The organism is Pantoea sp. SGAir0430 (assembly GCF_043549295.1).
Map to the genome: position 1 here is coordinate 3,001,333 of NZ_CP039427.1, position 25,752 is coordinate 3,027,084.

Genomic DNA, 25,752 nt, shown 5'->3' on the forward strand with positions numbered 1-25,752 from the left:
ACCGCGCTGCCAGTTTACCGCTGCTGCGGCTTTTATCTTCGATAACCTTACCCTACGTTGGCTGCGGCGTGTTTCGGCACGTCCGTCAGCTGACATCTGACGGAGAAACACCATGGATCTCTCTGCTGTTCAGGCGAAACCTACGCGTCGCCGTTATATTACGCTGCTGATGATTTTTATTACGGTGGTCATTTGTTATGTCGATCGCGCTAATTTAGCCGTGGCCTCGGCGCATATTCAGCAGGAATTTGGCATCAGCAAAGCGGAAATGGGCTATGTCTTTTCGGCGTTTGCCTGGTTATATACGCTGTGTCAGATTCCCGGCGGCTGGTTTCTCGATCGCGTAGGTTCACGCCTGACCTATTTTATCGCTATTCTCGGCTGGTCGGTGGCGACATTATTGCAGGGATTCGCCAGCGGCTTATTATCGCTGATAGGTCTGCGCGCCATTACCGGTATTTTTGAAGCGCCGGCTTTCCCGACCAATAACCGCCTGGTTACCAGCTGGTTCCCGGAACAGGAGCGCGCTTCGGCCGTCGGTTTTTACACCTCCGGTCAGTTTGTCGGCCTGGCGTTTCTCACGCCGCTGCTGATCTGGATTCAGGAACTGCTGAGCTGGCACTGGGTGTTTATCATCACCGGCGGGATTGGCATTGTCTGGTCGCTGGTGTGGATGAAGGTTTATCAGGCGCCGAGCCAGAGCAAAGGCATCAATCAGGCCGAGCTGGATTACATTCGTGCCGGTGGCGCGATGGTCGACGGCGATGCACCCGGCGAGAAAAAAGCACGCGTTAAACTCACCGCGGCCGACTGGAAACTGGTGTTTCATCGCAAGCTGTGCGGCGTGTATCTCGGCCAGTTTGCAGTGACCTCAACGCTGTGGTTTTTCCTTACCTGGTTCCCCAACTACCTGACGCAGGAGAAACATATTGCCGCGCTGACGGCCGGCTTTATGACAACCGTGCCGTTTCTCGCCGCCTTTGTTGGCGTGATCCTCTCCGGGATGGTGGCCGATCGTCTGGTGCGCAGTGGTCGCTCGCTCGGTTTTGCCCGCAAGACGCCGATCATCTGCGGCCTGCTGATCTCCACCTGCATTATGGGCGCAAACTACACCAACGATCCGCTGTGGATTATGGTGCTGATGGCGCTGGCCTTTTTCGGTAACGGGTTCGCGTCCATCACCTGGTCGCTGGTCTCGTCGCTGGCGCCGGTACGCCTGATCGGCCTGACCGGCGGCATGTTTAACTTTATCGGCGGCCTCGGTGGCATCACGGTACCGCTGGTGGTGGGGTATCTGGCGCAGGATTACCGCTTTGCGCCCGCGCTGGTGTACATCTCCGTCGTTGCGCTGATTGGCGCGCTCTCTTACATCCTGCTGGTGGGGGATGTGCAGCGCGTGGGCTAAGCTTCCGGGTGCGCATGCCTGCGCACCCGCATTAGCTGCTCAGCTTTTGCTTAACTGAACGGCATCACGTAATTTGTCCGGCAACGGTTACATCTGAGGTTGCCCCATGTCAGAAAAACAACTCACCTTTACTCAGCGCCATCATCAGCTGACCAATATCAACGTCTGGACCGCCGACAGCCAGTGGCTGGCATTTGATGTGCGGCCGTCCGGCGCCTCGTTTACCAGCCTGACCATTGAGCGCGTCAACGTGCACAGCGGCGCGGTCGAGGTGCTGTATCAGGCGCGCGATGGCGCGCACGTCGGCGTGGTGACCGTGAGTCCGGATCTGCCGCCGCGCTATGTCTGTATTCATGGGCCGGAGCATCCCGATGCGCACTGGCATTATGACTTTCATCACCGGCGCGGCGTGATTGTTCAGCAGGGCATCGCAGAGAACCTCGACGCCTGCGATATCACCGCGCCCTATACGCCGGGTGCGCTGCGTGGTGGCTCGCACGTGCATGTGTTCAGTCCGGATGGCTCGCGGCTGAGCTTTACCTATAACGATCACGTGATGCATGAGCGCGATGTGCGTGAAGACCTGCGCAACGTCGGCGTGGCGGTGCCGCTGCATCCGGTGTGCCCGCCGAAGCAGCATCCGCGCGAATATGACGGCAGCCACTACTGTGTGCTGGTGAGCCACACCCGGCGCGATCCACAACCGGGCAGCGATCAGATTGACCGCGCCTATGAAGAGTGCTGGATTGGCGCGCGCGGCTATCAGAAAGCGGACGGCAGCTGGCAGCGCTGGGCCATCGCCTTTATCGGCGATACGCGCAATGCCAGTGGTGAAAAAGTGCCGGAAGTGTTTGTGGTCGATCTGCCTGAGGCGCTGGCGGACTATGCCAGAGCCGGCAATGCGCCGCTGCAGGGCACGGCAGAGCAACTGCCGGCACCGCCGGCTGGCGTGCAGCAGCGGCGCATCACGTACAGTAAAGGGCTGGCGCTGCAGCCGCGCCACTGGTTGCGCGCTGCGCCGGATGGCAGCGCGATCGCCTTTTTGCAGGCTGACGAGCAGGGCATTGTGCAGCTGTGGACGGTCTCACCCAACGGTGGCGCGGCGCGTCAGATCACCTCACTGCGCAGCAGCATTCAGTCTGCTTTCAGCTGGCAGCCGGACGGTACGGCCATCGCCTTTATCTGTGATAACAGCGTGATGCGGTGTGAGATAGCCAGCGGACAGTGTACGCGCCTTACCGCGCGCAGCGCGCAACCGCCGGGCGGCGACGCGGTGGTGTGGTCGCCGGACGGGAAGCAGATCGCCTACATGCGCGAGGTTGACGGCTGGCGACAGCTGTTCTGCGTCAGTGCGATTCCGCCGGCATAGCCGCCGCGGTGGCCAGGCTGGCCTGGGTGCCAGCCATCTTCTCGCTCTGCAGCACGCGTTCGCGCGGCGAATCTTTGGTTTTATCGTCGTCGGCGCGGAAGTAATCCCACGGCAGCAGCAGCGTATCCATCACCGCCGAGAAGGGCAGATCGATCAGCGCCAGCGGTTTAATCGCCCAGCTGGTATTGTCATCGGTCAGCATCTCTGCGCTGGCGCGCGTGCCGGGGTAGTAACCCTGGCTGGCACCGGTATGCGACATCACGCTGGAGCAGCCTGATGTGGCACAGGCGCAGCAGACCAGCAGGCCGGTGAGTGGAAAGCGTTTCATCATTTTCATCATCATCATCCCTACAGTCATGGCATGGCCCTGGCTGGAGTGTGTCACCTGACATCCGCATAACTCTGTGGTTATGTCCTTCCCGTCAGGCGAGGCGTCCCCTGAGTGTATGCCATATCGTCAGAATTGCTGCAAAAAAAAGCGCATTGACCCTTGAAAGCGACCTGAGCGCACCCATCTTTAAGCTACGGTCACGACGCGGTCGCCGACAGGGACACCGACGGGCCGGACAACCTGTCCATGGTGGAAGGTTGCCAAAACTTGCTGATTATCAGGAGTCTTATTATGCGTAACTTTGATCTCTCTCCGCTTTATCGTTCTGCTATTGGTTTCGACCGTCTGTTTAACCTGCTTGAGTCCAACCAAAACCAGGCTAACGGCGGCTACCCTCCGTACAACGTCGAGCTGGTAGACGAAAACCACTATCGCATCACCATTGCCGTCGCTGGCTTTGCGCAGAGCGAACTGGATATCACCGCTCATGACAACATGCTGGTGGTACGCGGCGCCCACCCTGAAGAGCAGCAGGAACGTAAATACCTGTACCAGGGCATCGCAGAACGTAACTTCGAACGCAAATTCCAGCTGGCCGATCACATCGTGGTGCGCGATGCGCGTCTCGAACTGGGCCTGCTGAGTATCGATCTGGAACGCATCGTCCCGGAAGAGGCGAAACCACGCCGGATTGAAATCCTGAAATAAGGCTAACGAAGTAAAGAAAAACGCCGCTGCAACGCGGCGTTTTTTTATGGCTGCATCATCAGGTACGTACCAGCAGGCGCTGGCTCACCATACCGCCGAACACATTCACCAGCAGCCCGAGAATGATCACCGACGCGCCGAGAATCTCCTGCGCCGACAGAGTTTCACCGAGGATCAGCGCGGCGCTGAGAATACCGACCACCGGCACCAGCAGCGACAGCGGCGCCACGCGCCAGGTTTCGTAGCGGCTGAGCAGATTGCCCCAGATGGCGTAGCCAATGATGGTGGCGAAAAACGCCAGATAGAGCAGTGCCAGCACCGTCTGCAGCGAAATATCCAGCAGGCTGGTGACAATGGCGGATTCGCCCTCGAACCACCACGAACAGGCAAAGAACGGCGCAATCGGCACCAGCGCGCTCCACACCACCAGCGACATCACCGGCACCTTGCGGTTGCGCAGGATAATCTTGTTAGTGATATTGCCCAGCCCCCACGACAGCGCCGCCGCCAGCGTCAGCATCATGGTGGTCAGCGTGATGCCCGCGGTTGTCTGGCCCTCCATACCGGCGGTTGCCAGCATAAACATGCCGAGCGTGGCGACCAGAATGCCGGCGATGTGGTTCCAGCGCAGCTTCTCGGCCAGCAGCAGCGCGCCGAGCAGCAGGGTGAAAAATGCCTGCGCCTGCAGCACCAGCGAAGCCAGCCCGGCTGGCATGCCAAGCTTGATGGCGAGGAACAGAAACGCGAACTGACCAAAGCTGATGGTCATGCCATACACCACCAGCCAGCGCAGCGGAATTGCCGGACGACGCACGAAAAAGATCGCCGGAAACGCCACCAGCGTAAACCGCAGTCCCGCCAGCAAAAAGGGCGGCATGCCCTGCAAACCCAGCTTAATCACCACAAAATTTACGCCCCACGCCACCACGACGCACAGGGCTAACAACATATCTTTCACTGACATACGCATTCCTCAGCGCGGCAATCAGGCGGTTGCCGTCACCGGTGTGGCGATCTCTGCACCGCAGTCGTCGCCGATCAGTCGAAAATAATCATCCACATCCAAAGCAACCGAGCGGTCCAGCGCACCGGCGTTAAACCACAGCGTCCCGACATCACGCAGTCGCGCATCCACGCGCAGCGCCAGTCGGTCATCAAAACTAAACGGCGGCACCGCGCCCATCACACACTGCGTCAGCGCTTGTGCCTGCTCAGGGGTGGCAAACGTCGACTTCTTACCGCCAATGGCACGCGCGGCGTGCTTGAAGTTGATTTTGCAGTCGCCGGGTACGATCGCCAGCAGATAGCGCGGCGCGGCGCCGTCCGGCATGGTGACTTCCAGCACCATGGCTTTGGCCGCCTGCTGGAGATCGTTTCCGCGGATAGCGCTGATCACCTCGGTCTGGCCGATGGCCTCATGCTCCACCACGCGGTAGCGGGCCTGCTGCACATCCAGCAGCGCAATCACTTTGTCATAGGTTGTCATACTGTCTTCCTCGTCTAAGGCCGGGATTAACTCCAGGCAATGGCGTGCTTCATTTTTTTGTCGGTCAGGCCAAAGAAAAAGCCCATGGTGATGCGCGTGTCGCCTTCAACGCGATCGATTTCATGATAAAACGCGGGATTAAACAGATAGATATCGCCACTGCGCGGCGCGAACTCACAGGTCTCGCTGCCGGCGATGACGCCGCTCTGGTAGCCCAGTTCGCCGGGCGTTTTAAAGCGCTCGTCTTCCGGCTGCCATTTCTTATTGAAGATGCGCAGCGCGCCACCGGCGTTGCACTCCTGCAGGCACACCACGCAGCTCAGCTGATGCAGAATGTGCGTCACCGCCAGACCGCTGCCAGCGGCATCGCGCACGATGTTGTCGTTATGCAGCGGATTAGCGACGCCGTCAGCGTGGAAACGCACAATCGAGCCGGCGTAATCACCCAGTGCCGGTTCGGTGGCGGTTTGCAGACTCTCAAGGCGCAGCGCATGCTGCACCCAGTGGTAAATCTGCGCGCGCAGGTCGTGCAGCGAGGCCGGCAGCGCCGGCTGGATGTCGCGCAGTTCGGTGAAATAGTTTTCCGGCGCGGCGGTGTGCTTCGCCAGATACGGGCCGAGCGTGGTCAGCGCGCCATTTGGATAGTGAGAAACCCGTACCTGCTCGCGGCACTGCTGCAGATCAGCCACCACCGCGTTGCGCACCTCTGGCGTGAGGAAATTGCGCAGCACCAGCAGCGGCACGCGCGCGGTGACGATGTCATCCAGCCAGGTGCTTTCGACGAACATGTTGGGGTTAATGACGCGAATCTGATTGAAAATGGCCATGGGTTCACTCTCCAAAAGGAATTTCATGAAGTTCATGGTTGCTCATACGGTGCCATGCTGACGCCGTGCCCAGTGTTGAAACAGGTTCAGAGGAGATAAAGGTGCTGTTGTTCTGCTGACAACGATGCAGGGTGAAATAGTCGGGGTAAGGCGTGTCATCAGGATGCCATTGCCATGCCCAGGCCTTCTCGCGGGTGACGAAAATGGCGTTCGCCGCGCTGCCACCTGGCGCCACCCGGGCCATTTTTTCGCGCAGATAGTCGCGGGTGAAATCGGCGGGCGTCACACGGTCGACGATATATTCCAGATATTCAGCGGAATCAAAGCGCGACTGCGCCATGCCGAGCTGCGCATAGACGGTCGGCAAAAAGCCGTTGTGCATCATGTACCACTGGGTGGTGCCGCTGGTGCGCCGCAGCGGATGGGAGAACGCAATGCCCTGGTTTTTGCTGAGCGTGGCGTGACGCACGTGCACCGCCAGAAAGCGGCTGTGCTGCATGCGCGTGACGTCAATGCCTGGCAGTGCTTCGGCAAAGGTGCCGGTGCCATGCAGCGTACGGATCTGACCGTGCTCCAGCCACAGACAGCCCCAGCCGTTGGGATGTTGTTTAATCGGGCCATCGTGCGCGGCGGTTTCACCGCAGCTCATGGCGCGTGCGGCGTCCAGTACCGCAGCGGCGTCAAACTGGCCGTGTGCCAGAATCATTCTGCACATAGTAAATCTCTCCGTGAGGTCAAAGCGGGAACAGCAAGAAGGGCGTGAAACACCGCCAGAATTTCGTCGCGGCTGGCGGCAGGCAGACGCAGCGTGGCGAGAATCCCGGCGTGGCGCGTCAGATCGGCGTACAGCGATGAGCGCGGCGAGACCTCCAGCGCCGGTAAGTTGAGCGGCGGCAGCAGCTGGCCGCGCTGGTGCTCGGCAATCCAGCGCCCGGCGGCGTCATACTGCAGCCGCTGGCGCAACCGCAGCCGGCCGACGGCCTGTGACGTTGAAGCGAAGTGCAGTTCAGGCAGGCCGCGTCCGGCTTCAACCTGAAAGGCCACCTCGGCCCAGTTGATGCCGGTGACCTCTTCCACCAGGTTCACCACGCCCATGCCGGACAGGCGAAAGCCCATTTCGAGAAAGTGCGGCTCGCCGTTCACCATAATGAAATCAATGTGGAAAGCGCCGCGCCGGTAGCCGAAGGTTTCACAGCAGAAACTCATCAGGCTGGTGAAGGCGGCGGGCAGCTGCTGCGCCGCCATCGCCACATGGCCGGATTCGTAAAAGCTGATACAGCCGTCGGCCTCGGTATGCTGCTCAATCACCTTCTGGCAGCAGGTCAGCGCCACCGCGTGTCCATTCTCCACCACGCCCTGCAGCGAATATTCGTCACCGGCCAGCCAGCTTTCGACGATAAAGCCGGTAAAGCCGCGTCCGCCATAGTTCATGGTGTCGAGCAGCCGGGCAATCACCGCATCCAGCTGGCTGGCCTCTTCCACCAGCCAGATGCCCAGCCCGCCGCCGCCGTCGACCGGTTTGATCACGCAGGGGTAGAGCAGCGCATCCCGCGCGTCGCCAATGCTGAGCGGTGAGGCAAAGAAGCGAAACTCCGGCTGCGGAAAACGCGGCCAGGCTTTGCGCAGCGCCATGCGCTGTGCGTATTTATCCGGCGGGATGAAGCCCGGACCGGCATCCGGGCCGGCCAGCAGTTCACGCACCCGGCCAGCGCTGGCGTTGTAGGCCTCAAAACCGGCCAGCACCACCTGTGGATGCTCCAGCAGACCAGCGTGCAGACAGGCATTGAGGACATCCCACGGATTTTCCGGGCGATCGAGACGCACAATCAGATCGAACGGCAGGGCGATGCTGAGCGATTGATAGTCGACAAAATCCCCCATTTCGGCCAGTACGGTAAAATAGCCTTCGCGTTTTGCCACCGCGCAGTAGGGATTTTGCCCGTCGCGCGTGGCACCAATCTGCAGAAAAATCTTTCTCATCGCGTCGCCTTACCGGGTTAACGCCCGGAAATCACTTCAGTAACGATGTCCTGTAACGCACCGTTGTTAACCTGAATCACCGCTTTGTGCGGGTCGAAACGCAACACGCGCGACAGCGCATCGCCGCGCGCGCCGTCCAGCAGCGAACTCACCGCCGCGCTGCGCCAGCAGTGCCGCATCTGCGCCACGCTGAGGCCCGACAGCTGCGTGAGCTGCTGCGCCAGCGCCACATCCTCGCTCTCTCCGCTCAGCAAGGCGCGCACCGCGGCTTCTTCCGGAGCGGCCGGCAGCTGCAGCAGCCAGGCTTTCAGCTGCTGGCCGGCGGCGATAAACGGTGAATAGATCATGCATACCAGCTGGGTTTCACTAAGGCCGAAAGCGTCGAGTGCGAACTGCGCGGCGCGCTGGCGTGCACGGGCAATCGCGGCATCATCCTGATAGCGCGCGGCCATCTCATCGATCAGCTGCGGCGGAAAGTCCTTCTGCACCATCAGGCCGAGCGCAAAGCGCACATATTCGCGAATGCCTTCGGCGTAGCTGCGCTGTAACAGCGTCTCCGCACGCAGACCGCGAATATGTGCCATTAACGTCGGGTTGCCGCAGTCCGATTCGGAGAAGCTGAACATCAGCTCATCGAAGCGGAAATGCATGAATTCGGTCAGCAGCGCCCAGTGCGCGCCAGCCTCATAAGCGGTGTCCTGATAGATGTTGAAGAACAGCGGGTCGCGCGCCAGCTGCCAGGTAATGCGATGTGCCGGCGTGACCTGGTCAGCGCCGTAAATGTCGGCGAAGTAGCGCGCCGCCACGCCGTCCAGCGTGTGCAGAAAGCCGCTGAAGCCGCGCGACTTATCGGCCATCGGCGCATCAAACAGTTTTGACAGGTGGCGCGCCCACGCAAGGTAAGCGGTCTGTTCCTGCGGCGAATCGCCGGTGATGATCACATCGACGCCGCCATCGTAATGCGCCGCCAGGCCAAACGAATTCACCATGCTCAGGTTGCAGGCGTTGCAGAAGGTGGAGCGCGCGTCGGCACGGAAGCGGTGACCATTCATCAGCACATCGTCGCGGTTCTGCTGACGCACGCTCTGTGGCATCGGCAAATGGCGATCGAAGGGACGAATCTGCAGCCCGTCGGTCACCAGGCACTCGGTGAACGCGTCGTCATGGATACGCAGCGCACGATAGACGCGGTCGATGTTTTCCATCACGCTGTCGTTCATGGCGGCATGGCGGTTAGTGCTGATGCGCAGCTGAAACGTGCTGTTGCGCTGTTGCCAGATTAACCCCTGAATGTAACGTACGTAGGCCACCATATAGCTGCTGTCTTTGCCGCCGCCATAGGCCAGCAGCACGCGGTTACGTTCGGGATGGTCGGGATCGGGCAGGGCGGCGAGCAGTCGCTGAGCACAGTGCTGGGCGGAATCGAGAATCGCGGGCGTCAGGTATTCTTCAATTTCACTCATCATCGCGGACAGATTATTCATTTTTCACTTCATCCTTTGGCTAATAAAATCGCCGCTGCCGTGCGGGCGACAACGGGCTGGAAAACGGGCCACGAAGGTGCTGCGTGAAGCTGAATTAACAGATGCAGCCTAAAGTACTTTGAATGTAATCTGATGAATACGCACAGATCAGCACGATATGGGGTGGAACAGATGGCGGGTGAAACGCAGGAACAGGAGAGTCAGAGCAGTCGTTACCGTCAGATCGCTGAGCAGATAAAACAGGCCATTCACAGCGGATCGCTGCCGCCCGACAGCCGTTTGCCGTCGGTGCGCACGCTGGCGACGCAGTATCGCGTCAGCATGACCACTGCGCTGAAAACATTACGCACGCTGGAGGATGAGCACTACGCGGTGGCACGGCCGAAGTCCGGCTTTTTTGTCGCACCGCGTCCCTCAGAGAAAAAAGTGCCGGCGGTATTCAGCGAGCAGCCGCGCGAAGTAGCGCCGCTGGATGAGCAAACCGAACTGCACCTGGCGATGCTGGGATCGGACTGCCGCGTGCGGCTCGATCTGGCCAACGGCGACATCTCACTCTATCCGGTGAAAAAAATTGGTTTGCTGATGCGGCAGATGGGTTACAGCAAACCGGCGCTGCTCGGTAATACGGTGAAAGGCACCGGCTATGCGCCGCTCAAGGCGGAAATTGCCCGGCGCGCGGTGGATTATGGCTGCAATATCAGCGCTGATGACATCCTGGTCACCAACGGCTGCATTGAGGCGATTTCGCTGGCGCTGCGCGCCACCACGCGGCCGGGCGATATCGTGGCGGTGGAGTCGCCGTGCTACTTCGTGCTGCTACAGATGCTGCACAACCTCAACCTGCGCGTCATTGAAGTGGAAGCCGGGCCGGAGGGTTACGTCAACGTCGCGAAACTCACCGGGCTGTTCCGGCGTAAAGCGGTGCAGGCCTATCTCACCATCAACAACATCAATAATCCGCTGGGCAAAAGTATTCCCAACGAGCACAAGGCGTATATCGCGCGCCAGGCCGATGAGAATGATGTGGTGATCATTGAGGACGATATCTTTGGCGATACGGCTTTCGGCGAGCGCCGGCCGTTTCCGATGCGCGCCTTCAGCCCCAATGCCATCCTGTGCAGCGGCTTTTCCAAAACCGTGGCGCCCGGCATCCGTATTGGCTGGGTGCACAGCACCAAGTACATGCGCAAAATCGCCTCGCTGAAGTACACCACCAGCATGGGCACGTCGGTGCTGTCGCAGGCGGCGATTGCCGAACTGCTGCGCAGTGGCGGTTACGATGCGCACCTGCGCAAGCTGCGGCGCGAGCTGAAAAATCAGATTCACCATATGCGCCAGGCGGTGCTGCGCTACTTCCCGGCGGGCACGCGTGTGTCGGATCCGGAGGGCGGTTACGTGCTGTGGGTGGAGATGCCGCAACAGGCGCTGAACGTGCGCGCGCTGTTTCTCAAGGCGCGCAACGCGGGCATCGGCATCGCGCCTGGGCACATCTTCGCCACCGATCACCGCTACGATCACTGCTTCCGGCTCAACGCCGGTTTTGGCTGGAATGCCGAAGTCGAACAGGCAATTCAGCAGCTGGCGCAGTGGTGCCAGCTGTCGTTAAGCGCGGATTAAGCATTCCAGGCGTTATCCAGCTCTTCCGCCAGAATCTGTACCGCACGCTCAATCTTGTCGCTGTCCGGTACGTAATTCATGCGCATGCACTGATGGGTGTGCGGCCAGGCCTGTTCCAGCCCCGGGAAGAAGAAGTGGCCCGGCACCATCAGCACGCCGCGCGCTTTCAGGCGCTGATACAGCGCTTCGGTGCTGATCGGCAGGTCGCGGAACCACAACCACAGGAAGATAGCGCCTTCCGGTTTGTGGATCAGGCAGCGATCTTCGCTGATATAGCGGCGAATAATCGCGATAGTTTCGCTAACCTTGACCTGATAGAACGGTTTAATCACTTCCTGCGACAGGCGCAGCAGATCGCCACGCACAATCATCTCGGTGGCAATCGCCGGACCGATGCTGCCTGGCGCCAGGCTGATAATACCGTTCATGTTACCAATGGCACCGATCGTGCTCTCATCGGCAACGATAATCCCGCAACGTGCGCCCGGCAGGCCCAGCTTCGACAGACTCATGCACAGAATGGTGTTGGGGTTCCACAGCGGACGTGCCTCACTGAAGATGATGCCGGGGAACGGCACGCCGTAGGCGTTATCGATCAGCAGCGGGACGCCGTGCTGCTGTGCCAGCGCATCCAGCTGCAGCAGTTCGTCATCGGTGATGACGTTGCCGGTTGGATTGGTCGGACGCGACACGCAAATCAGGCCAGTCTCATCATTCAGCGGCAGATGGTCGAAATCGACGTGGTATTTGAACTGGCCTTCCGGCAGCAGTTCAATATTGGGTTTGGCGGAGATGAACAGATCCTCCTCCAGCCCGGCATCGGCATAGCCGAGGTATTCCGGCGCCAGCGGGAACAGCACGCGCTTTTTGCTGCCGTCGGCGCGGCGGCCGGCGAACAGATTAAACAGGTAAAAGAACGCGCTCTGGCTGCCGTTGGTGAGCGCGATATTTTGTGGCGTTACCGGCCAGCCGAGCTCCTCGCGCAGCAGCGTGGCCAGCGCCTCCAGCAGCAGCGCTTTGCCGCGCGGGCCGTCGTAGTTGCACAGCGCTTCGTTCAGCTTGCCGTCCTGATGCATCTGCAGTAGCAGCTGACTGAAATAATCATTGATGGCCGGAATCTGCGCCGGATTACCGCCGCCCAGCATGATCGTGCCAGGCGTGCGCAGCCCTTCGCCCATATCTTCCATCAGACGAGAGATGCCGGAATGTTGCGTAAATTTGTCGCCGAACTGAGAAAAAGCCATAGGAGGTAAAAACATTGTTATCAGGGGGAAGACCACCATAGCGCCCGCAACCGGCAGGCGCAATGGCTAAAGCCGTGCGATCAAGCCTGGACCTGCGGATTAACGCAGTTTTTCTCCACTTTACCGCTCAGTGCGGCGATCAGGTTGTCGACCGCATCGCGCGCCATGCCGTAGCGCGTTTCATGCGTGGCGGAGCCGATGTGCGGCAGTGCGACCACGTTCGGCAGCGTGAGGATTTCCGCATCGGCCGGCACCGGCTCGACTTCAAACACATCCAGTCCGGCGGCGTGAATAGTGCCGTCTTTCAGTGCGGCGGTCAGCGCCTGCTCATCGACCACCGGACCGCGTCCGGCGTTGATCAGAATCGCGCTCGGCTTCATCAGTTTCAGCTGTTCCGCACCGATCATATGGTGCGTCTGCTCGGTCAGCGGCAGGCTGATGCAGACAAAATCGCTCTCTTTCAGCAGCGTTTCCAGATCGCAGGCGCGCGCGCCAAAGCGGGTTTCCGCCTCTTCATGCTGGCGGCGGGCGTTATACAGAATGTTCATACCAAAGCCAAAGTGCGCGCGCTGCGCCAGTGCCAGACCAATACGGCCCATGCCGAGAATGCCCAGCGTCTTGTGGTGTACGTCAATACCGAAGTGTTCAGCGTCGATACTCTTTTTCCACTCACCGGCTTTGACCCACTTATCCAGCTCGGTGACGCGACGCGCGGTACTCAGCACCAGCGCCATCATGGTATCGGCCACGGTTTCGGTCAGTACGGTGGGCGTGTGCATCAGCAGAACGTTGCGCTGGTTGAGCGCATCAACGTCAAAGTTGTCATAGCCGACGGAGACGGTAGAACAGGCACGCAGTGCCGGCATACTGGCCAGCAGCTCATCATTCACTTTGCCGCCGGAGCCCAGCAGACCCTGCGCTGCGGCGAACTGCGCCGCATGCTGTTTCACCGTCTCCGGCGAGACATCTTTCACTTCCGTGACGCTGAAGTGCTGGTCCAGCTTGGCACGCAGGTCATCGGGCAGGCTCTTATACAGAATCACAGCAGGTTTCATTATTTGCTCCCTGTAGAACGTGTGACGGGCGACCTGAGTCGCCCGGAAAAGTCATCGCTTACGCTTTCAGGCGTGCTTCGCCCCGTGAATCGGCGGCGGCGTTTTGTTGGCCGCCGGTTTAACAATCAGCGTCAGCCACACCGACGCCAGTAGCGCAGCACCCATAAAGACATAGGAGGCGGCAGGACTGCCGGTCGCCCCATTAAGATAGCCTACGATCCATGAACCGATGAAGGAACCCAGTGCGCCCATACTGTTAATCAGCGCCATGGCACCGCCGGAAACATTGCGCGGCAGCATCTCCGGAATGATGGCGAAGAACGGGCCATACGGGGCGTACATGGCCCCGCCGGCAATCACCAGCAGCGCATACGACAGCCAGAAGTTGCTGGAGCCCACCATCCACGAGCCGAGGAACGCCAGTGCGCCAATCAGCAGCAGCGGCCAGACAAACAGCTTACGGTTTTGCGTCTTGTCCGACGCCCACGACACCACCAGCATGGCGATGGTCGCCACCAGATACGGTACCGCCGACAGCCAGCCCGCTTCGACCATGCCCATCTGCGTGCCGTTACGCAGAATCGACGGCAGCCACAGCACGAAACCGTACACGCCGATGCTCCAGGCAAAATATTGCAGGCACAGCAGGATAACGTTGCGGTTGCGGAAGGCTTCGCTGTAGTTGCGCACCGCTTTAATGTTCTCCTGCTCCTTCTGCAACTGCGCCTGCAGCGCCGCTTTCTCCTCGTCGCTCATCCATTTGGCCTGGGCCGGTTTATCCTGCACCATAAACCACCAGGCAATCGCCCAGATCACCGCCGGGAAGCCCTCGATGATGAACATCTCGCGCCAGCCAAAGGAGTTAATCAGGTAGCCGGACACCACTGACATCCACAGCACCGTCACCGGGTTGCCGAGGATCAGGAAGGTATTAGCGCGGGAGCGCTCGGATTTGGTAAACCAGTTGCTGATGTAGATCAGCATCGCCGGCATTACCGCCGCTTCCACCACGCCGAGGACAAAGCGGATGGCGGCCAGCATCGGAATATTGCTGACGATACCGGTCAGCGAGGCGCAGCCGCCCCACAGAATCAGACACCAGAAAATCAGTTTTTTTACGCTGCGGCGCTCGGCATAGACCGCGCCGGGGATCTGAAAGAAGAAGTAGCCAAGGAAGAACAGGGCACCGAGCAGCGATGACATGCCTTTGGTGATACCGAGATCCTCATTTATCCCTGCGGCAGAGGCGAAGCTAAAGTTCGCCCGGTCCAGATACGCCAGACTGTAGGTGATAAACACGATGGGCATGATATACCACCAGCGTTTTGGCGCGATTGTCTGCGATTTCATGGGTGACTCCTCTGGTTGAGGCGGGCGCATTCTGTGGATGCGTCTCGAAATTAGGGTGTAGAGACAGTTTTTTTCGGTGCGCATGAATGCGCACCCTACGTTGGGTCGCCATTGATGGCGACCTGGTTTTAATAATCGCCGAGCGCTGCGCGCGTCGGCAGACCTTCGCTGTCACCGGCAACCTGAATCGCCAGCGAACCAATTTTGTTACCGCGCAGAATCGCCTGCGGCAGCGATTTCCCTTCCAGCAGCGCGCTGATCAGCCCGACCGCAAAGCCATCGCCCGCGCCGACGGTATCCACCACATTATCCACGTGGATCGGCGCAATCTGGCCCTGTTCGCCCGCGGCGGTTTTATACCAGGCGCCGTCGCTGCCGGTTTTGATCACCACCGCCCGCACCCCTTTATCGAGGTAGAAATCCGCGATCGCTTCAGGCTGACGGTAGCCGGTCAGAATCAGCCCCTCTTTTTCACCTGGCAGCACCCAGTCGGCGTATTCTGCCAGCAAATTCAGCTGCTTACGCATCTCTTCTTCACTGCGCCACAGCACCGGACGCAGATTAGGATCAAAGGAGATGGTTTTGCCGCGGGCGCGCATCTCTTTCGCCGCGTGTTTAGCCAGCGCCAGCGAGCTATCGGAAAGCGCGGCGGCCACGCCGCTCAGATGCAGATGGCGCGCGCTGCCGAAGTAGCTTTCGTCGAAATCATCCGGTGACAGGTGGCTGGCGGCGGAGCCTTTACGGAAATACTCCACTTCCGGATCGGAGCCGTCGTCCACGCGCGCTTTGAGCTGAAAACCGGTGCGATAGCGGTTATCAATGGTCACGCAGCGGTGGTCAACGTGCTCTTTCGCCAGCTGCTGCAGGGTAAAACGGCCGAAGCTGTCGTCGCCGACGCGGCTGACCCAGCCCACCTGCAAACCGAGGCGCGCCAGACCAATCGCCACATTAAGTTCGGCACCGGCAATGCGCTTCGTGAACTGATCGGCTGCGGCGAGATCGCCGGTTTGCCCGGCGATAAACATCGCCATCGCTTCACCAATGGTGACGACATCCAGCTGAGAGGTGTGTGTCATGCTCAACTCCTTACACCGCGCGCAGCAGATCGACGTAGTGGCGGGTCACCGCCAGTAAATCTGCGCCGGCTAATGGGAACTCAATACCGCGCGGTGCATCGGCCGGCAGCGCCTGCAGCAGCGTGCGCCAGCTGTCGTCGGCGTCATCCAGCGCAATGGCGCGGAAGCTGTCACCGTGCGGCACCGCCGCCTTAACATGAATGTAGCTCACGTAGCGACTGAGCTGCGCCGCTGCCTGCAGGGCGTCTTCGCCGGTCCAGCGCCAGTTGCCCATGTCGAAAGTCATATCCAGCGGCAGCGCGGCATCGCAGACGTGATGGAAGAAGTGCAGCATCGGCGTCAGCTTACTGTCCGGCGTCTGATCGTTTTCGATTACCAGCGTGACGCGCGAGCCGGCCAGCACCTCGACCAGCTGGCGATCGGCCAGCGAGACATAGTGACCCAGTGCCAGCTTGAGGCGCTGAGCGCCCAGCAACTCAGCTTCCTGCAGGAACTGCGCCAGACGTGGATTGAGCGCACCGTCCGCCTGCCACAGCGCTTCCGGCACTGAATAGCTGACGCTGAGCTGATGCTGACGCAGCGCGTCGCTAAGCGTATGCAGCTGGCACAATTCGTCGTCGCTGAACAGCTCGCGGCGGATCTCGACGCCATCGGCACCGGCCGCTTTAATCAGCGGCAGCAGCGCTGCCTGGCCGCCCAGTTCTGCCACCTTGTGCGCGCCGTAGGCGGCCGTGACCACAATAATTTCCGCTTTCGACATCTTTCCTCCAGCCTGTCTCGCTGTACTGCCCGCCGCACCGTTATGCGCCGGACAGCACGTTAATGTGCTGTAAAAAGCTTAATGGAACCGGTTCCAAAGGAAAGTGGCAGAGTGCGGAATTATGATCCTGCTCACGAAGTGAGCCGTGAAAAGCGGGATTAGCGCAGCGGCTGGCTGGAGCCGCGCACAATCAGTTCGCCGGAGAAAACCTGCTCGCGAATCGGCTGTTCGCTGCCTTCGATACGCGCGATCACCTGCTCCAGCGCGGCATAGCCGATCTGCCAGGTGGGCTGCTTCAGCGTGGTGATGCCGACGCCGGCCAGCGCCGCCCACTCCAGTTCGTCGAAGCCCAGCAGGCCAATGCTCTCGCCCCAGCGCAGCGTCAGGCGCTGTAACGCCCGCGCCACCTGTAGCGTCAGCGCACCGTTGGCGGCCATCACCGCGCAGCGTTTGCCCGGATGGCGCTGATGAAACGCCTGCAGCACCTGTTCCAGCTGTGCCGGCTGATGCAACACCACTTCGGCATTCTCTGCCACCACCTGTGGCGCGCCGCTGATGGTATCAAAGAAGGCGGCGAGACGTTCGCGGCGGGTATTGACGCTGCCGAGCGGTTCACTGAGAAACAGCAGCGCTTCATAGCCGTTATCCAGCAGATGCCGGGTGGCGATGCGGGCGGCCTCCGGGTTGTTGAGCCCGACCACGTCGCAGGCGAAGTCGGGAATTTTGCGGTCAATCAGCACCATCGGCAGCATCGACTGCTGCAGACGGTTGAGCACCTCTTCGTGCATCCCAACCGCGTTGACCACGATGCCTTCCACCTGATAGCTGCTGAGCAGCTGCAGGTAGTGCTGTTCGAGATCCACTTCGTTGTTGGTGTTACACATCAGCAGCGTGAAGCCGCGCGCGCGGCAGGCGGCTTCAATGCCGCTCAGCACATCCACCGAGTAGGGATTGGTGATATCGGCAATGATCAGGCCTATCAGCCGGGTGCGGCCGCGTTTGAGTCCGCGCGCCATCTGGCTGGGGCGGTAGTTGAGGTCGGCAATCGCCTGTTCGATACGGGCTTTCAGATCCGGCGAAAGCAGATGTACTTCGCCATTCAGATAGCGGGAAACGCTGGTTTTACCGGTTTTTGCCGTGCGGGCAACGTCACTGATTGTGGCTCGTGGCGGCCTGGTTTTCATCACATACACCTGATTAATTGCATCAGGCGAAGACTATCACAGCGCGGCACCCGCGCAATCACTGTGCGTCAGAAGTGAGGCGCAGCATTGGCTGCCACAGCGTCTGTAACTGCGCGGGCGGCGCGCCCTCCAGCAGCTGCAGCACCATTTCGGCGACGCGTTCGCCAATCCGCTGCTGTGATGATTGCAGAATCGCGTTGACCGGTTGCGTGATAATGGAGTCGTGCGGCAAACCATCGTACACGTACAGGGGAATCGCCTGCGCGCCGCTCAGACGCCCGGCCTGCTGCAGGGCAATCGCTGCGCCTTCGCCGAGCGGGCTGCAGTCGGTAATGATGGCGTCAGGCTGGATAACGTGCGCCAGCCAGGCACGGGTTTGCTGATAGCCCGCGCGGCGCGAGGGCGGCAGCGCGGCCATCCAGCCAGCCTGCTGCGCGCAGGGCGTGGCGGGCAGCGCGTCGATAAACCCCTGCCGGCGGTCAAGAATGTAGGTGCTGGGCTCGTTACCACCGAGATAAGCGATGCGCGTATAGCCCTGCTGCTGGCAGTGCTGCGCCGCCAGTAGCGTTCCGGCATGGTTATCATAATCAAACCAGGCGTAAGGCTGCGGCAGCTGACTGCGCCCCAGCGTAAGAAAGCGAAAACCCTTCTGCTGCAGGCGCTGCAATCGCACATCCTGCGGCGTGGTATGGGTGACAATCAGCGCGTCCAGCACGCCGCTGCGCAGCATGCGCAGCAAATTGCGCTGCTGATCCTGCGGTTTGTCGGGGAGCAATAGCAGATCGATCTCGTGCAGAGCAAGGCGCTGATCGAGCGTCAGCAGCATTTCACTGTAGTAGCTGTCGTTGAGTGAGGCATTGCTGACTGGAAACACCAGCCCGACCGCATTGGCACGGCCGGTCTTCAGGCGACGCGCGGCGGCATTCGGGCGATAACCGCGCCGGTCGGCTTCCTCTTCGATGCGTTTGCGGGTAGCAGCGGCGACATCATCAAACCCATTCAGCGCGCGGCTCACGGTGGTCACAGAGAGGCCAAGGGCGGAGGCGATAGCTTTGAGTGACATGATGGCTTTCCACTGATCAAATTTTGATCACGCTAGCATAAAGTCATCGCTGGCTCTATCGTCCGGCGACGTTTACGCGTTATCTGCTGCTTTGCGCGTCAATAAGCGCGTAAAAACGCGTCAAAAGCCGGCCTGCAGCGGCAGACCGGCCTGTGCCTTAGCCCAGCGGACTCAGGGTAATTTCGACGCGACGGTTTTGTGCTTTACCGGCTTCGGTGCTGTTGCTGGCGACCGGGTTATCCGGGCCCATGCCCTGGGTGCGCAGGCGGTTCTGCGCCACGCCCTGCACGATCAGCGCGCTGGCAACGCTTTCTGCTCGCTGCTGCGAAAGGCGCATGTTCAGCGCGCGCGTGCCGGTGCTGTCGGTAAAGCCGACCACGTTGACGGCGGTTTTCGGATACTCTTTCAGCACCATCGCCACGCCGGTCAGCGTATTCGCGCCGGCCGGTTTCAGGTTGGCGCTGCTCGAGTCAAAGGTCACGTTGTTCGGCATGTTCAGCACGATGTTATCGCCCTGACGCGTTACGCTGACGCCGGTACCGCGCATCTTGTCGCGCAGTTTGGCTTCCTGCACATCCATGTAATAGCCGACGCCGCCGCCCAGTGCCGCACCGGACGCTGCGCCAATCAGCGCACCTTTACCGCGATCTTTCTTCGACGAAGAGAGCACGCCCACGCCAGCGCCCAGCACCGCGCCCAGACCCGCGCCGATGCCCGATTTCCCGGCCTGCGATTCGCCGGTATAAGGATTGGTGGTACAACCCGACAGCGCCACGCTGCCGCTCATTAACAAGGCCAGCGCCAGTACACGCTTTTTCATGAAAAAGTCCCTCATACGGAAACGGGGAAAACGCCCCAAAACGGCACTATTATGCCGTTCAATGATGGGGAAATTCGTGAGGCGCAGTCTTAATTTGTAAACTTTTGCCTTAAAGATTATCGGGATGGCAGAAACAGCTGGTTTGATGATCGTTGATCAGCCCGCAGGCCTGTAAAAAAGAGTGGCAGGTTGTAGGCCCGACGAATTTAAAACCACGCTTCTTAAGCGCTTTAGACAGCGCAATGGCCGGTTCGGAGGTGGTTGGCGCCAGTTTATAATCCGCGTAACGGTGCAAAATCGGCTGGTTATCGACAAATGACCAGATAAAGCGGGAAAAGTCTTCGCCGGTGGCCTCCAGCGCCAGCAGCGCTTTGGCATTATTGATGATGGCTTCAAGCTTGCCGCGATGGCGGATCAAACCGCTGTTCTGCAGCAGGCGCAGCAGATCGGCCTCATCCATCAGCGCCACCGCCTGCGGATCAAAATCATGAAACGCCTGGCGGTAGTTCTCGCGCTTTTTCAGCACGGTGATCCATGACAGGCCAGCCTGTTGCCCCTCCAGACACAGCATCTCAAATAAGGCGCGCTTATCGGTCTGCGGCACGCCCCATTCCGTGTCGTGGTACGCCAGATAAAGCGCATCCTGTGTTACCCAGCCACATCGCTGCATTGCATCACTCCCTAAGCATGAGGAAAAAGCGGTCAGTCGCTTGACGTTTGAAAGAATCGATTAATAGTTAATCAATGGGTGCCGATAATAACGTCATGGACGTTCGCGCTGCAACCGGGTGAACGCTTCAGGATCATCATCAATTTCAAGGCCAACCCGATCCCTTCCGGCTCGTCAGGAGTCTTTCATGTGGCAGAACAGTCAGCGGACCGGCCTGCGTCTCCTTGCGCTGGCCTTTAGCGGTGGGTGGCTACTGGTGGCGGCCCTGCCGGCGCACGCCTGGGATCAGGCCAGCGAGAGCAGCGCGCCGGATTACAATGCGATACTTGCCGAAAAAATTTCCAGTAATCATCTGATGTTGACAGAAAACCGCGAGAGCGATCTGCTTGATGCCGCGCTCAATCCGCCCGGCGGTGGCATGGCGCTGCACAGCGAAACGGCCAGCGTCGGTAACTCGCCGCTGGTGAACCGCTACTCGGCAGGCTGGAACCTGCCGATGAATGACCGCCTGCGCACCGGTCCGGTGGCGCAGTTTGCCGTCGATGATTCCACCCTGAGCTGCGCCGCCTGCGCGCCGGTCGATCGTAACAACGCCGAACACATCGCTTCACTGGGCTGGCGCGTGGATTCCAGTTTTGGCTGGATATCGCCGTGGGCACAGGTGAGTTACAGCCATCAGCTCAGCTTCGACGGCACGGCCGCGCCACGCGATCGGCCGGAAGAGATGAACCGGGAAACGAACTGGATGGATGTCAGCGTCGGTGCCCGTCTGCCGCTCGGCCAGAACATGGCGGCGTTCGCCTCCTTCGCCCAGACCGGTGCGGTCAGCAGTGGCGAACAGTTCATTTACAACCTCGGCGTCAGCGCCAGCTTCTGAAGCGGCATGAAATGAGAAGTGGTGCCAGCCAGCGGAAATATAATAAGCGCGCTAATTATTTTCTGATTTGGTATCACAATGCGCGAAAACATTATTCTTATTAGCCGCGAACTGGCGGCCTTTATCATCAGTGGATTGGTGCTGGTCTTCTGTATGGCGATGGTCTACATCGACGTCAACTGGATGAACGATGCACTGCACGAAACCTCTTTCACCGAAGCGACACAGGAGCTGATGCTGGCGGCCATTGCCGCACTGTTCTTCTTCGCCGCCTGGCAGCGACCGCAGCAGCGCAGCGCGCTGATTCTGGTCGGTGGCTTCTTCAGCTGCATGCTGATTCGTGAAATGGATTTTCTGTTCGACGTGGTGCAGCACGGCGCATGGCTATGGTTTGCGCTGGCAACTACCGCGGCCTCGCTGGCGATGGCGCTGCGTCAGCCGCGGCAAATCCTGCCGGGCCTCGCGGCACTGCTGCTGCATCGCAGCTGGCAAATGATGGCCGCCGGGCTGCTGGCGGTGCTGGTGTTCTCGCGGCTGTTTGGCATGCATGAGCTGTGGCAGCAACTGATGCTGGATGGCTATAATCGCGTGGTGAAGAACATGGCGGAAGAGGGCAGCGAGCTGTTTGGCTACAGCCTGTGTCTGGTGGCATCGCTGCGCTATCTGTGGCAAACCCGCCCGGCGCTGGCAACGGCCCACGCCAGCCGTCGCGTGGTCAGCATTGAGGCGGCTGAACCGCACTTCGCTTCGCGCTAAATCCGCGCGGTTTTATGGCGATCCCCGGTGCTAAAACAGGTACACTGACCGCTTAGTACCGGGTCGCCGGTGCACCGGGTGAGTCAACGTCAGGTTTCTTCATGTCAGTCAAAATCTTATCTTCAACGCTGGTGGGGCTGGACGGCTTTTGCCACGATCCCCTCACCACGCTGCAGCAGGCCGATAACGGCACGCTGGCGGTGCTGCACAACAATGTTCCGGCGTTTTACGCGATCACGCCGCAGCGCCTCGCGCACCTGCTGGCGCTGGAAGCGGCGGCGCAGCAGCCGAATGATGTCACGCTGGACGACAGCCTGTTTCACAGCGACGCCGCGCCGATCGCCGTGCCGGTGGGCAAGTTCGCCATGTATCCGGGCTGGCAGCCGGACAGCGACTTCCAGCGCCAGGCGGCGATCTGGGGCGTGGCACTGAGCGAGCCGGTGACCGCCGCAGAGCTGGCGGCTTTCGTCGCCTACTGGCAGGCAGAGGGCCGGCTGTTTCACCATGTACAGTGGCAGCAGAAACTGGCGCGCAGCGTGCAGATGAACCGCGCCGCCAACGGCGGTCAGCCTAAGCGCGATATCACCCAGATCAGCAATACTGATTATGATATTCCCGATGGATTCCGAGGTGAGTAATGAAAACGCCGAACGATCTTTTCAGTCGCCTGAAAAAAATTATGCCCGCGGATGTGCAGCCAAAGTTTAAAAACGGCGCCGAGCTGCTGGCGTGGAATCAGGAGCAGGGCCGGCTGCGCTCAGAAGCGATTGTGCGCGAAAACCGCGCCATGAAGATGCAGCGCATCATGGGCCGCTCCGGCATTCGTGAGTTGCACATGAACTGCTCGTTCGACAACTACCGCGTCGAAAATGACGGCCAGCGCAAGGCGCTCAGTCTGGCGCGTGAATACGCCGCCGGGTTTGAGAACAGCATCGCCAGCTTTGTCTTCTCCGGCCGTCCTGGCACCGGTAAAAACCATCTGGCGGCGGCGATTGGTAACGATCTGATTCTGCGCGGCAAAAGCGTGCTGATTGTCACGGTGGCCGATCTGATGTCGAGCATGAAAGGCACCTTCAGCGGCGGCAGCGACCTGACCGAAGAGCGGCTGCTGCAGGATCTCAGCCATGTCGATCTGCTGGTGATCGATGAGATCGGCATGCAGAGCGAATCGCGCTACGAGAAAGTGATCATCAATCAGATTGTTGATCGCCGTTCGTCGTCAAAGCGGCCGACCGGCATGCTCTCCAACCTCGATCCGGCCGGCATGAACACGCTGCTTGGCGAACGGGTGATGGATCGCATGCGCCTCGGTAATAGCCTGTGGGTGCGTTTTGACTGGGAAAGTTACCGCAGCCGCGTGCGCGGTGACGAGTACTGATACGCGGCAGAAGCGGTAAAAACCCGGTTTTACCGGCGATTAACCGCCGGTGCGGGCTGCTAAACTTACACCTATTACTCTTTGTCAGGTGAGGGTGCGATGAAAGCAGCCGGGAAAGGACCAGCGGTACTTCGACTGAACAACCTCAAGCGGGTGATGACGCAGCTGCGTACTACCCGCATCACTTCCCGCCAGGATCTGGCGCTGGCGCTCGACCTGAGCAAAAACACCGTTTCCCTGATTATCGATGACCTGCTGGCGCAGGGGCTGATTCACGAGCTTGGCCCGGTCAGCGTGGCTGCGGCCGGTCGGCCCAAAATTGAGATCGAACTGCGCGCGGGTCAGCTGAAAAGCGCGGGCATCATGGTGGAGCGCCAGGCGATTCACTGGCGCGTGTGCGACTACTTTTCGCGCGTGGTGGCCGAGCAAACCTGGCGCACCGAAACGGCCGATGCCGACGGGCTGCTGCACGAGCTGACGGAAGTGTGTCAGACGCTGCGCGCGGCGCATCCGGCGCTGCTGGGCGTGGCCATCGGTTTTCCCGGCATCATTGATTCTCAGCGCGGGCGGGTGCACTTTTCTGCGCCGCTCGGCTGGCAGGATGTCGATGTGCTGACGCCGCTGCGGCGCGGCGTTGAGCTGCCGCTGCGCATCATGAATAACGTCAAAGCGGCCGCGCTGCTGGCGGTGCAGCAGCTGGAGCTCAATAAAGCGCAAAGCCACTTCTATCTGCGCATCGCCGACGGCGTGGGCGGCGCGCTGGTGGAGCGCGGTGAGGTGTTCAGCGGCAGCAGCTGGACCGCTGGTGAGATTGGCCATCTGAGCGTGCAGCCCAACGGCGCGCGCTGCAGCTGCGGGCGACAGGGTTGTCTGGAGACGCTGGTCAGCCTGCCGGCGATCCAGCAGCAGCTGGCCCGGCGTAAGCCCGGCTTACGCTGGCAGTCCGGCGACAGCGAGCCAGAGATCGTGTATGAGCTGATGGCGCAGACCGGCCGCTATCTCGGCCATGCGCTGAGCCAGGTGATGCAGCTGGTCAATCCGGCCAGCATCATCATTGACGGCCCGTGGAATGCGCAACCGGCGTTTGTGCAGGCGGTACAGCAGGCGGCACAGGCCGGCACGCTGGCGTTTACCTTTGCCCATACCGCGCTGCACTTTCTGCCGCAGCGCATCGATCCGGCCAACGGTCTGGCGCTGGCGGTGATTGAGCACTATGAACGAGCGGTATGACCGGCGGAGCAGCGTTTCTTTTTTGACTCGCCAGCGGGCATAATACGTTGATTGACAGGCTCTCTTTGCGGACCGCGCAATGAAAACGCAGCGCATCACTCTGGACGATATTGCGACTCTCGCAGGGGTCACCAAGATGACGGTGAGCCGCTATCTGCGCACGCCGGAAAAGGTCAGGGCGGAAACGGCGGCGAAAATCGCCAGCGTCATGGCCGAAATCGGCTACGTCGCCGAACAGGAAAACACCGCGGCGTCGCGGCACCCACCGCCGCGCATCGGCGTACTCATCCCCTCATTCAATAATCAAATCTTTGCCGATCTGCTGGCCGGTATCGAATCGGTCACCAGCGCCCACGGCTATCAGACGCTGGTGGTCAACTACGACTACAATCCGCAGCGCGAAGAAGAGCAGATTGCCACGGTGCTGGCTTTTAACGTGCAGGGATTGATCCTGACCGAGTCGGTGCACACCGTGCGCGCGGAAAAGTATCTCAACGCGGCCACCATTCCGGTCGCCGAAGTGATGGGACTGAGCGAGACGCGCGGGCGCATTAACGTCGGCTTTGATAATTACCGTGCCGGCTACGACATGACCGCGATGCTGCTGGCCAGCGGTAAACAGCGGGTGATTTATTTTGGCTCGATGTCCGATCGCCGTGACCAGCAGCGCTATGCCGGCTATTGCGATGCCGTGGCGGCAGCCGGATTGCCGGCCGGACGCATCGTACCGAACAAAGTCTCTTCGGTGTCGATTGGCACCGGCATGATGACGCTGGCGCGCCAGCTCTATCCGCAGATGGATGCCATTCTCTGTACCAACGATGATCTGGCGGTCGGCGTGCTGCAGGAGTGTCAGGCGGCAGGCATTGCTGTGCCGCAGGCGCTGGCGATTGCCGGATTCCACGGACTGGAGATTGGTCAGGCGACAACGCCGCGGCTGGCCAGTGTGATTACACCGCGCTTCGAGATGGGCAAAGTGGCAACGGAAATTGTGCTGAAGAAAATTAACCAGCAGCCCACCATTGAACAGGTGGATTTGCATTATCAGCTGTCGATGGGCGCCACCATTTGAGCGGTGGCGC

Annotated in this window: 26 protein-coding genes; 10 read left to right on the forward strand and 16 right to left on the reverse strand. The window is 60.2% G+C overall.

All coding sequences use genetic code 11. From position 1 onward, the window contains the following. The first annotated feature begins 112 nt into the window (after window positions 1-112). The gene (locus tag E7738_RS14210; RefSeq protein ID WP_394515728.1) at window positions 113-1,405 is read left to right on the forward strand and encodes an MFS transporter; all 1,293 of its coding nucleotides are present in this window, start codon (window positions 113-115) and stop codon (window positions 1,403-1,405) included. Between the two features lie 106 nt (window positions 1,406-1,511). Continuing rightward, a complete protein-coding gene (locus E7738_RS14215) occupies window positions 1,512-2,774 on the forward strand; it encodes a DUF3748 domain-containing protein (protein WP_394515729.1) in 1,263 nt (420 codons plus the stop codon). Here E7738_RS14215 and E7738_RS14220 read toward each other — a convergent pair. Then, window positions 2,752-3,111, reverse strand: coding sequence for a YceK/YidQ family lipoprotein (locus E7738_RS14220; protein WP_040679624.1), 360 nt, complete (start codon window positions 3,109-3,111; stop codon window positions 2,752-2,754). The genes E7738_RS14215 and E7738_RS14220 overlap by 23 nt on opposite strands. 285 nt (window positions 3,112-3,396) lie before the next feature. Between E7738_RS14220 and ibpA the strand changes: the two genes are divergently transcribed. After that, on the forward strand, window positions 3,397-3,813 hold the full coding sequence (gene ibpA, locus E7738_RS14225) for a small heat shock chaperone IbpA (protein ID WP_010617843.1): 417 nt from the start codon (window positions 3,397-3,399) through the stop codon (window positions 3,811-3,813). Between the two features lie 58 nt (window positions 3,814-3,871). Here ibpA and E7738_RS14230 read toward each other — a convergent pair whose 3' ends face one another. Genes E7738_RS14230 through E7738_RS14255 form a run of 6 tightly spaced genes read right to left on the reverse strand, consistent with a single transcriptional unit; the run spans window position 3,872 to window position 9,590 of the window. Beyond that, window positions 3,872-4,777, reverse strand: a complete 906-nt coding sequence (locus E7738_RS14230; protein ID WP_021506902.1) for an EamA family transporter — start codon at window positions 4,775-4,777, stop codon at window positions 3,872-3,874. Window positions 4,778-4,798: 21 nt separating this feature from the next. Continuing rightward, on the reverse strand, window positions 4,799-5,299 hold the full coding sequence (locus tag E7738_RS14235; RefSeq protein WP_394515730.1) for a YbaK/EbsC family protein: 501 nt from the start codon (window positions 5,297-5,299) through the stop codon (window positions 4,799-4,801). 26 nt (window positions 5,300-5,325) lie between these two features. After that, window positions 5,326-6,126: a 2OG-Fe(II)-dependent halogenase WelO5 family protein gene (locus tag E7738_RS14240; protein WP_104094314.1), complete on the reverse strand. Its 801-nt coding sequence runs from the start codon at window positions 6,124-6,126 to the stop codon at window positions 5,326-5,328. Window positions 6,127-6,130: 4 nt separating this feature from the next. Beyond that, the gene (locus E7738_RS14245; RefSeq protein ID WP_058758189.1) at window positions 6,131-6,841 is read right to left on the reverse strand and encodes a class II glutamine amidotransferase; all 711 of its coding nucleotides are present in this window, start codon (window positions 6,839-6,841) and stop codon (window positions 6,131-6,133) included. Continuing rightward, window positions 6,829-8,106, reverse strand: a complete 1,278-nt coding sequence (locus E7738_RS14250) for an ATP-grasp domain-containing protein (protein ID WP_394515731.1) — start codon at window positions 8,104-8,106, stop codon at window positions 6,829-6,831. Before E7738_RS14250 ends, E7738_RS14245 begins: the two co-directional genes overlap by 13 nt. A 17-nt stretch (window positions 8,107-8,123) precedes the next feature. Next, window positions 8,124-9,590, reverse strand: coding sequence for a hypothetical protein (locus E7738_RS14255; protein WP_059010250.1), 1,467 nt, complete (start codon window positions 9,588-9,590; stop codon window positions 8,124-8,126). Window positions 9,591-9,761: 171 nt separating this feature from the next. Between E7738_RS14255 and E7738_RS14260 the strand changes: the two genes are divergently transcribed. Further along, window positions 9,762-11,207 carry an aminotransferase-like domain-containing protein gene (locus E7738_RS14260; RefSeq protein WP_394515732.1) on the forward strand — a complete coding sequence of 482 codons (1,446 nt, stop codon included), beginning with the start codon at window positions 9,762-9,764 and terminating at the stop codon, window positions 11,205-11,207. Here E7738_RS14260 and E7738_RS14265 read toward each other — a convergent pair. The 9 genes from E7738_RS14265 to E7738_RS14305 all read right to left on the reverse strand — a co-directional run bounded on the left by E7738_RS14265 (window position 11,204) and on the right by E7738_RS14305 (window position 20,429). After that, a complete protein-coding gene (locus E7738_RS14265; RefSeq protein ID WP_058758186.1) occupies window positions 11,204-12,451 on the reverse strand; it encodes a valine--pyruvate transaminase in 1,248 nt (415 codons plus the stop codon). The genes E7738_RS14260 and E7738_RS14265 overlap by 4 nt on opposite strands. An 80-nt stretch (window positions 12,452-12,531) precedes the next feature. Next, window positions 12,532-13,506, reverse strand: a complete 975-nt coding sequence (gene ghrB / locus E7738_RS14270; RefSeq protein WP_058758185.1) for a glyoxylate/hydroxypyruvate reductase GhrB — start codon at window positions 13,504-13,506, stop codon at window positions 12,532-12,534. A 66-nt stretch (window positions 13,507-13,572) separates the two neighbouring features. Next, window positions 13,573-14,856, reverse strand: a complete 1,284-nt coding sequence (locus E7738_RS14275; RefSeq protein WP_021506893.1) for an MFS transporter — start codon at window positions 14,854-14,856, stop codon at window positions 13,573-13,575. A gap of 128 nt (window positions 14,857-14,984) precedes the next feature. Further along, window positions 14,985-15,932: a sugar kinase gene (locus tag E7738_RS14280; protein WP_394515733.1), complete on the reverse strand. Its 948-nt coding sequence runs from the start codon at window positions 15,930-15,932 to the stop codon at window positions 14,985-14,987. A gap of 10 nt (window positions 15,933-15,942) precedes the next feature. Continuing rightward, complete coding sequence (locus E7738_RS14285) at window positions 15,943-16,692, reverse strand: sugar phosphate isomerase/epimerase family protein (RefSeq protein WP_394515734.1); 750 nt, start codon at window positions 16,690-16,692, stop codon at window positions 15,943-15,945. Between the two features lie 158 nt (window positions 16,693-16,850). Next, window positions 16,851-17,876: a LacI family DNA-binding transcriptional regulator gene (locus E7738_RS14290; protein WP_058758181.1), complete on the reverse strand. Its 1,026-nt coding sequence runs from the start codon at window positions 17,874-17,876 to the stop codon at window positions 16,851-16,853. 58 nt (window positions 17,877-17,934) lie between these two features. Next, complete coding sequence (locus tag E7738_RS14295) at window positions 17,935-18,939, reverse strand: LacI family DNA-binding transcriptional regulator (protein WP_104189516.1); 1,005 nt, start codon at window positions 18,937-18,939, stop codon at window positions 17,935-17,937. A gap of 157 nt (window positions 18,940-19,096) precedes the next feature. Beyond that, the gene (locus E7738_RS14300) at window positions 19,097-19,759 is read right to left on the reverse strand and encodes an OmpA family lipoprotein (protein ID WP_021506888.1); all 663 of its coding nucleotides are present in this window, start codon (window positions 19,757-19,759) and stop codon (window positions 19,097-19,099) included. Window positions 19,760-19,868: 109 nt separating this feature from the next. Further along, on the reverse strand, window positions 19,869-20,429 hold the full coding sequence (locus E7738_RS14305; RefSeq protein WP_058781878.1) for a DNA-3-methyladenine glycosylase I: 561 nt from the start codon (window positions 20,427-20,429) through the stop codon (window positions 19,869-19,871). A gap of 187 nt (window positions 20,430-20,616) precedes the next feature. On the opposite strand from E7738_RS14305, the gene E7738_RS14310 reads away from it, so the two are divergent. The 6 genes from E7738_RS14310 to E7738_RS14335 all read left to right on the forward strand — a co-directional run bounded on the left by E7738_RS14310 (window position 20,617) and on the right by E7738_RS14335 (window position 25,742). Beyond that, window positions 20,617-21,306: an autotransporter gene (locus E7738_RS14310; protein WP_336701235.1), complete on the forward strand. Its 690-nt coding sequence runs from the start codon at window positions 20,617-20,619 to the stop codon at window positions 21,304-21,306. 78 nt (window positions 21,307-21,384) lie between these two features. Further along, window positions 21,385-22,062, forward strand: coding sequence for a hypothetical protein (locus E7738_RS14315; protein WP_336701236.1), 678 nt, complete (start codon window positions 21,385-21,387; stop codon window positions 22,060-22,062). Window positions 22,063-22,163: 101 nt separating this feature from the next. Beyond that, window positions 22,164-22,700 (forward strand): primosomal protein DnaT, encoded by a 537-nt coding sequence (gene dnaT, locus E7738_RS14320; protein ID WP_021506884.1) that lies wholly within the window; start codon window positions 22,164-22,166, stop codon window positions 22,698-22,700. Continuing rightward, window positions 22,700-23,440: a DNA replication protein DnaC gene (gene dnaC / locus E7738_RS14325; protein WP_021506883.1), complete on the forward strand. Its 741-nt coding sequence runs from the start codon at window positions 22,700-22,702 to the stop codon at window positions 23,438-23,440. The genes dnaT and dnaC overlap by 1 nt, the downstream gene beginning before the upstream one ends. 99 nt (window positions 23,441-23,539) lie before the next feature. Then, entirely contained in the window at window positions 23,540-24,670 is a 1,131-nt protein-coding gene (locus E7738_RS14330) for an ROK family protein (RefSeq protein ID WP_021506882.1), read from the forward strand. A 79-nt stretch (window positions 24,671-24,749) separates the two neighbouring features. Continuing rightward, a complete protein-coding gene (locus E7738_RS14335) occupies window positions 24,750-25,742 on the forward strand; it encodes a LacI family DNA-binding transcriptional regulator (protein ID WP_058775602.1) in 993 nt (330 codons plus the stop codon). Window positions 25,743-25,752 lie beyond the last annotated feature (10 nt).

Excerpts from the sequence above, each read along its gene's own strand:
- E7738_RS14240 (WP_104094314.1), bottom strand. The coding sequence starts at position 6,126 with ATGGCCATTTTCAATCAGATTCGCGTCATTAACCCCAACATGTTCGTC.
- E7738_RS14230 (WP_021506902.1), bottom strand. The coding sequence starts at position 4,777 with ATGTCAGTGAAAGATATGTTGTTAGCCCTGTGCGTCGTGGTGGCGTGG.
- E7738_RS14245 (WP_058758189.1), bottom strand. The coding sequence starts at position 6,841 with ATGTGCAGAATGATTCTGGCACACGGCCAGTTTGACGCCGCTGCGGTA.
- E7738_RS14250 (WP_394515731.1), bottom strand. The coding sequence starts at position 8,106 with ATGAGAAAGATTTTTCTGCAGATTGGTGCCACGCGCGACGGGCAAAAT.
- E7738_RS14210 (WP_394515728.1), top strand. The coding sequence starts at position 113 with ATGGATCTCTCTGCTGTTCAGGCGAAACCTACGCGTCGCCGTTATATT.
- ghrB (WP_058758185.1), bottom strand. The coding sequence starts at position 13,506 with ATGAAACCTGCTGTGATTCTGTATAAGAGCCTGCCCGATGACCTGCGT.
- E7738_RS14220 (WP_040679624.1), bottom strand. The coding sequence starts at position 3,111 with ATGAAAATGATGAAACGCTTTCCACTCACCGGCCTGCTGGTCTGCTGC.
- dnaC (WP_021506883.1), top strand. The coding sequence starts at position 22,700 with ATGAAAACGCCGAACGATCTTTTCAGTCGCCTGAAAAAAATTATGCCC.
- dnaT (WP_021506884.1), top strand. The coding sequence starts at position 22,164 with ATGTCAGTCAAAATCTTATCTTCAACGCTGGTGGGGCTGGACGGCTTT.
- E7738_RS14255 (WP_059010250.1), bottom strand. The coding sequence starts at position 9,590 with ATGAATAATCTGTCCGCGATGATGAGTGAAATTGAAGAATACCTGACG.
- E7738_RS14300 (WP_021506888.1), bottom strand. The coding sequence starts at position 19,759 with ATGAAAAAGCGTGTACTGGCGCTGGCCTTGTTAATGAGCGGCAGCGTG.
- ibpA (WP_010617843.1), top strand. The coding sequence starts at position 3,397 with ATGCGTAACTTTGATCTCTCTCCGCTTTATCGTTCTGCTATTGGTTTC.
- E7738_RS14275 (WP_021506893.1), bottom strand. The coding sequence starts at position 14,856 with ATGAAATCGCAGACAATCGCGCCAAAACGCTGGTGGTATATCATGCCC.
- E7738_RS14280 (WP_394515733.1), bottom strand. The coding sequence starts at position 15,932 with ATGACACACACCTCTCAGCTGGATGTCGTCACCATTGGTGAAGCGATG.
- E7738_RS14310 (WP_336701235.1), top strand. The coding sequence starts at position 20,617 with ATGTGGCAGAACAGTCAGCGGACCGGCCTGCGTCTCCTTGCGCTGGCC.
- E7738_RS14315 (WP_336701236.1), top strand. The coding sequence starts at position 21,385 with ATGCGCGAAAACATTATTCTTATTAGCCGCGAACTGGCGGCCTTTATC.
- E7738_RS14335 (WP_058775602.1), top strand. The coding sequence starts at position 24,750 with ATGAAAACGCAGCGCATCACTCTGGACGATATTGCGACTCTCGCAGGG.
- E7738_RS14330 (WP_021506882.1), top strand. The coding sequence starts at position 23,540 with ATGAAAGCAGCCGGGAAAGGACCAGCGGTACTTCGACTGAACAACCTC.
- E7738_RS14260 (WP_394515732.1), top strand. The coding sequence starts at position 9,762 with ATGGCGGGTGAAACGCAGGAACAGGAGAGTCAGAGCAGTCGTTACCGT.
- E7738_RS14265 (WP_058758186.1), bottom strand. The coding sequence starts at position 12,451 with ATGGCTTTTTCTCAGTTCGGCGACAAATTTACGCAACATTCCGGCATC.
- E7738_RS14290 (WP_058758181.1), bottom strand. The coding sequence starts at position 17,876 with ATGAAAACCAGGCCGCCACGAGCCACAATCAGTGACGTTGCCCGCACG.
- E7738_RS14305 (WP_058781878.1), bottom strand. The coding sequence starts at position 20,429 with ATGCAGCGATGTGGCTGGGTAACACAGGATGCGCTTTATCTGGCGTAC.
- E7738_RS14215 (WP_394515729.1), top strand. The coding sequence starts at position 1,512 with ATGTCAGAAAAACAACTCACCTTTACTCAGCGCCATCATCAGCTGACC.
- E7738_RS14295 (WP_104189516.1), bottom strand. The coding sequence starts at position 18,939 with ATGTCACTCAAAGCTATCGCCTCCGCCCTTGGCCTCTCTGTGACCACC.
- E7738_RS14285 (WP_394515734.1), bottom strand. The coding sequence starts at position 16,692 with ATGTCGAAAGCGGAAATTATTGTGGTCACGGCCGCCTACGGCGCGCAC.
- E7738_RS14235 (WP_394515730.1), bottom strand. The coding sequence starts at position 5,299 with ATGACAACCTATGACAAAGTGATTGCGCTGCTGGATGTGCAGCAGGCC.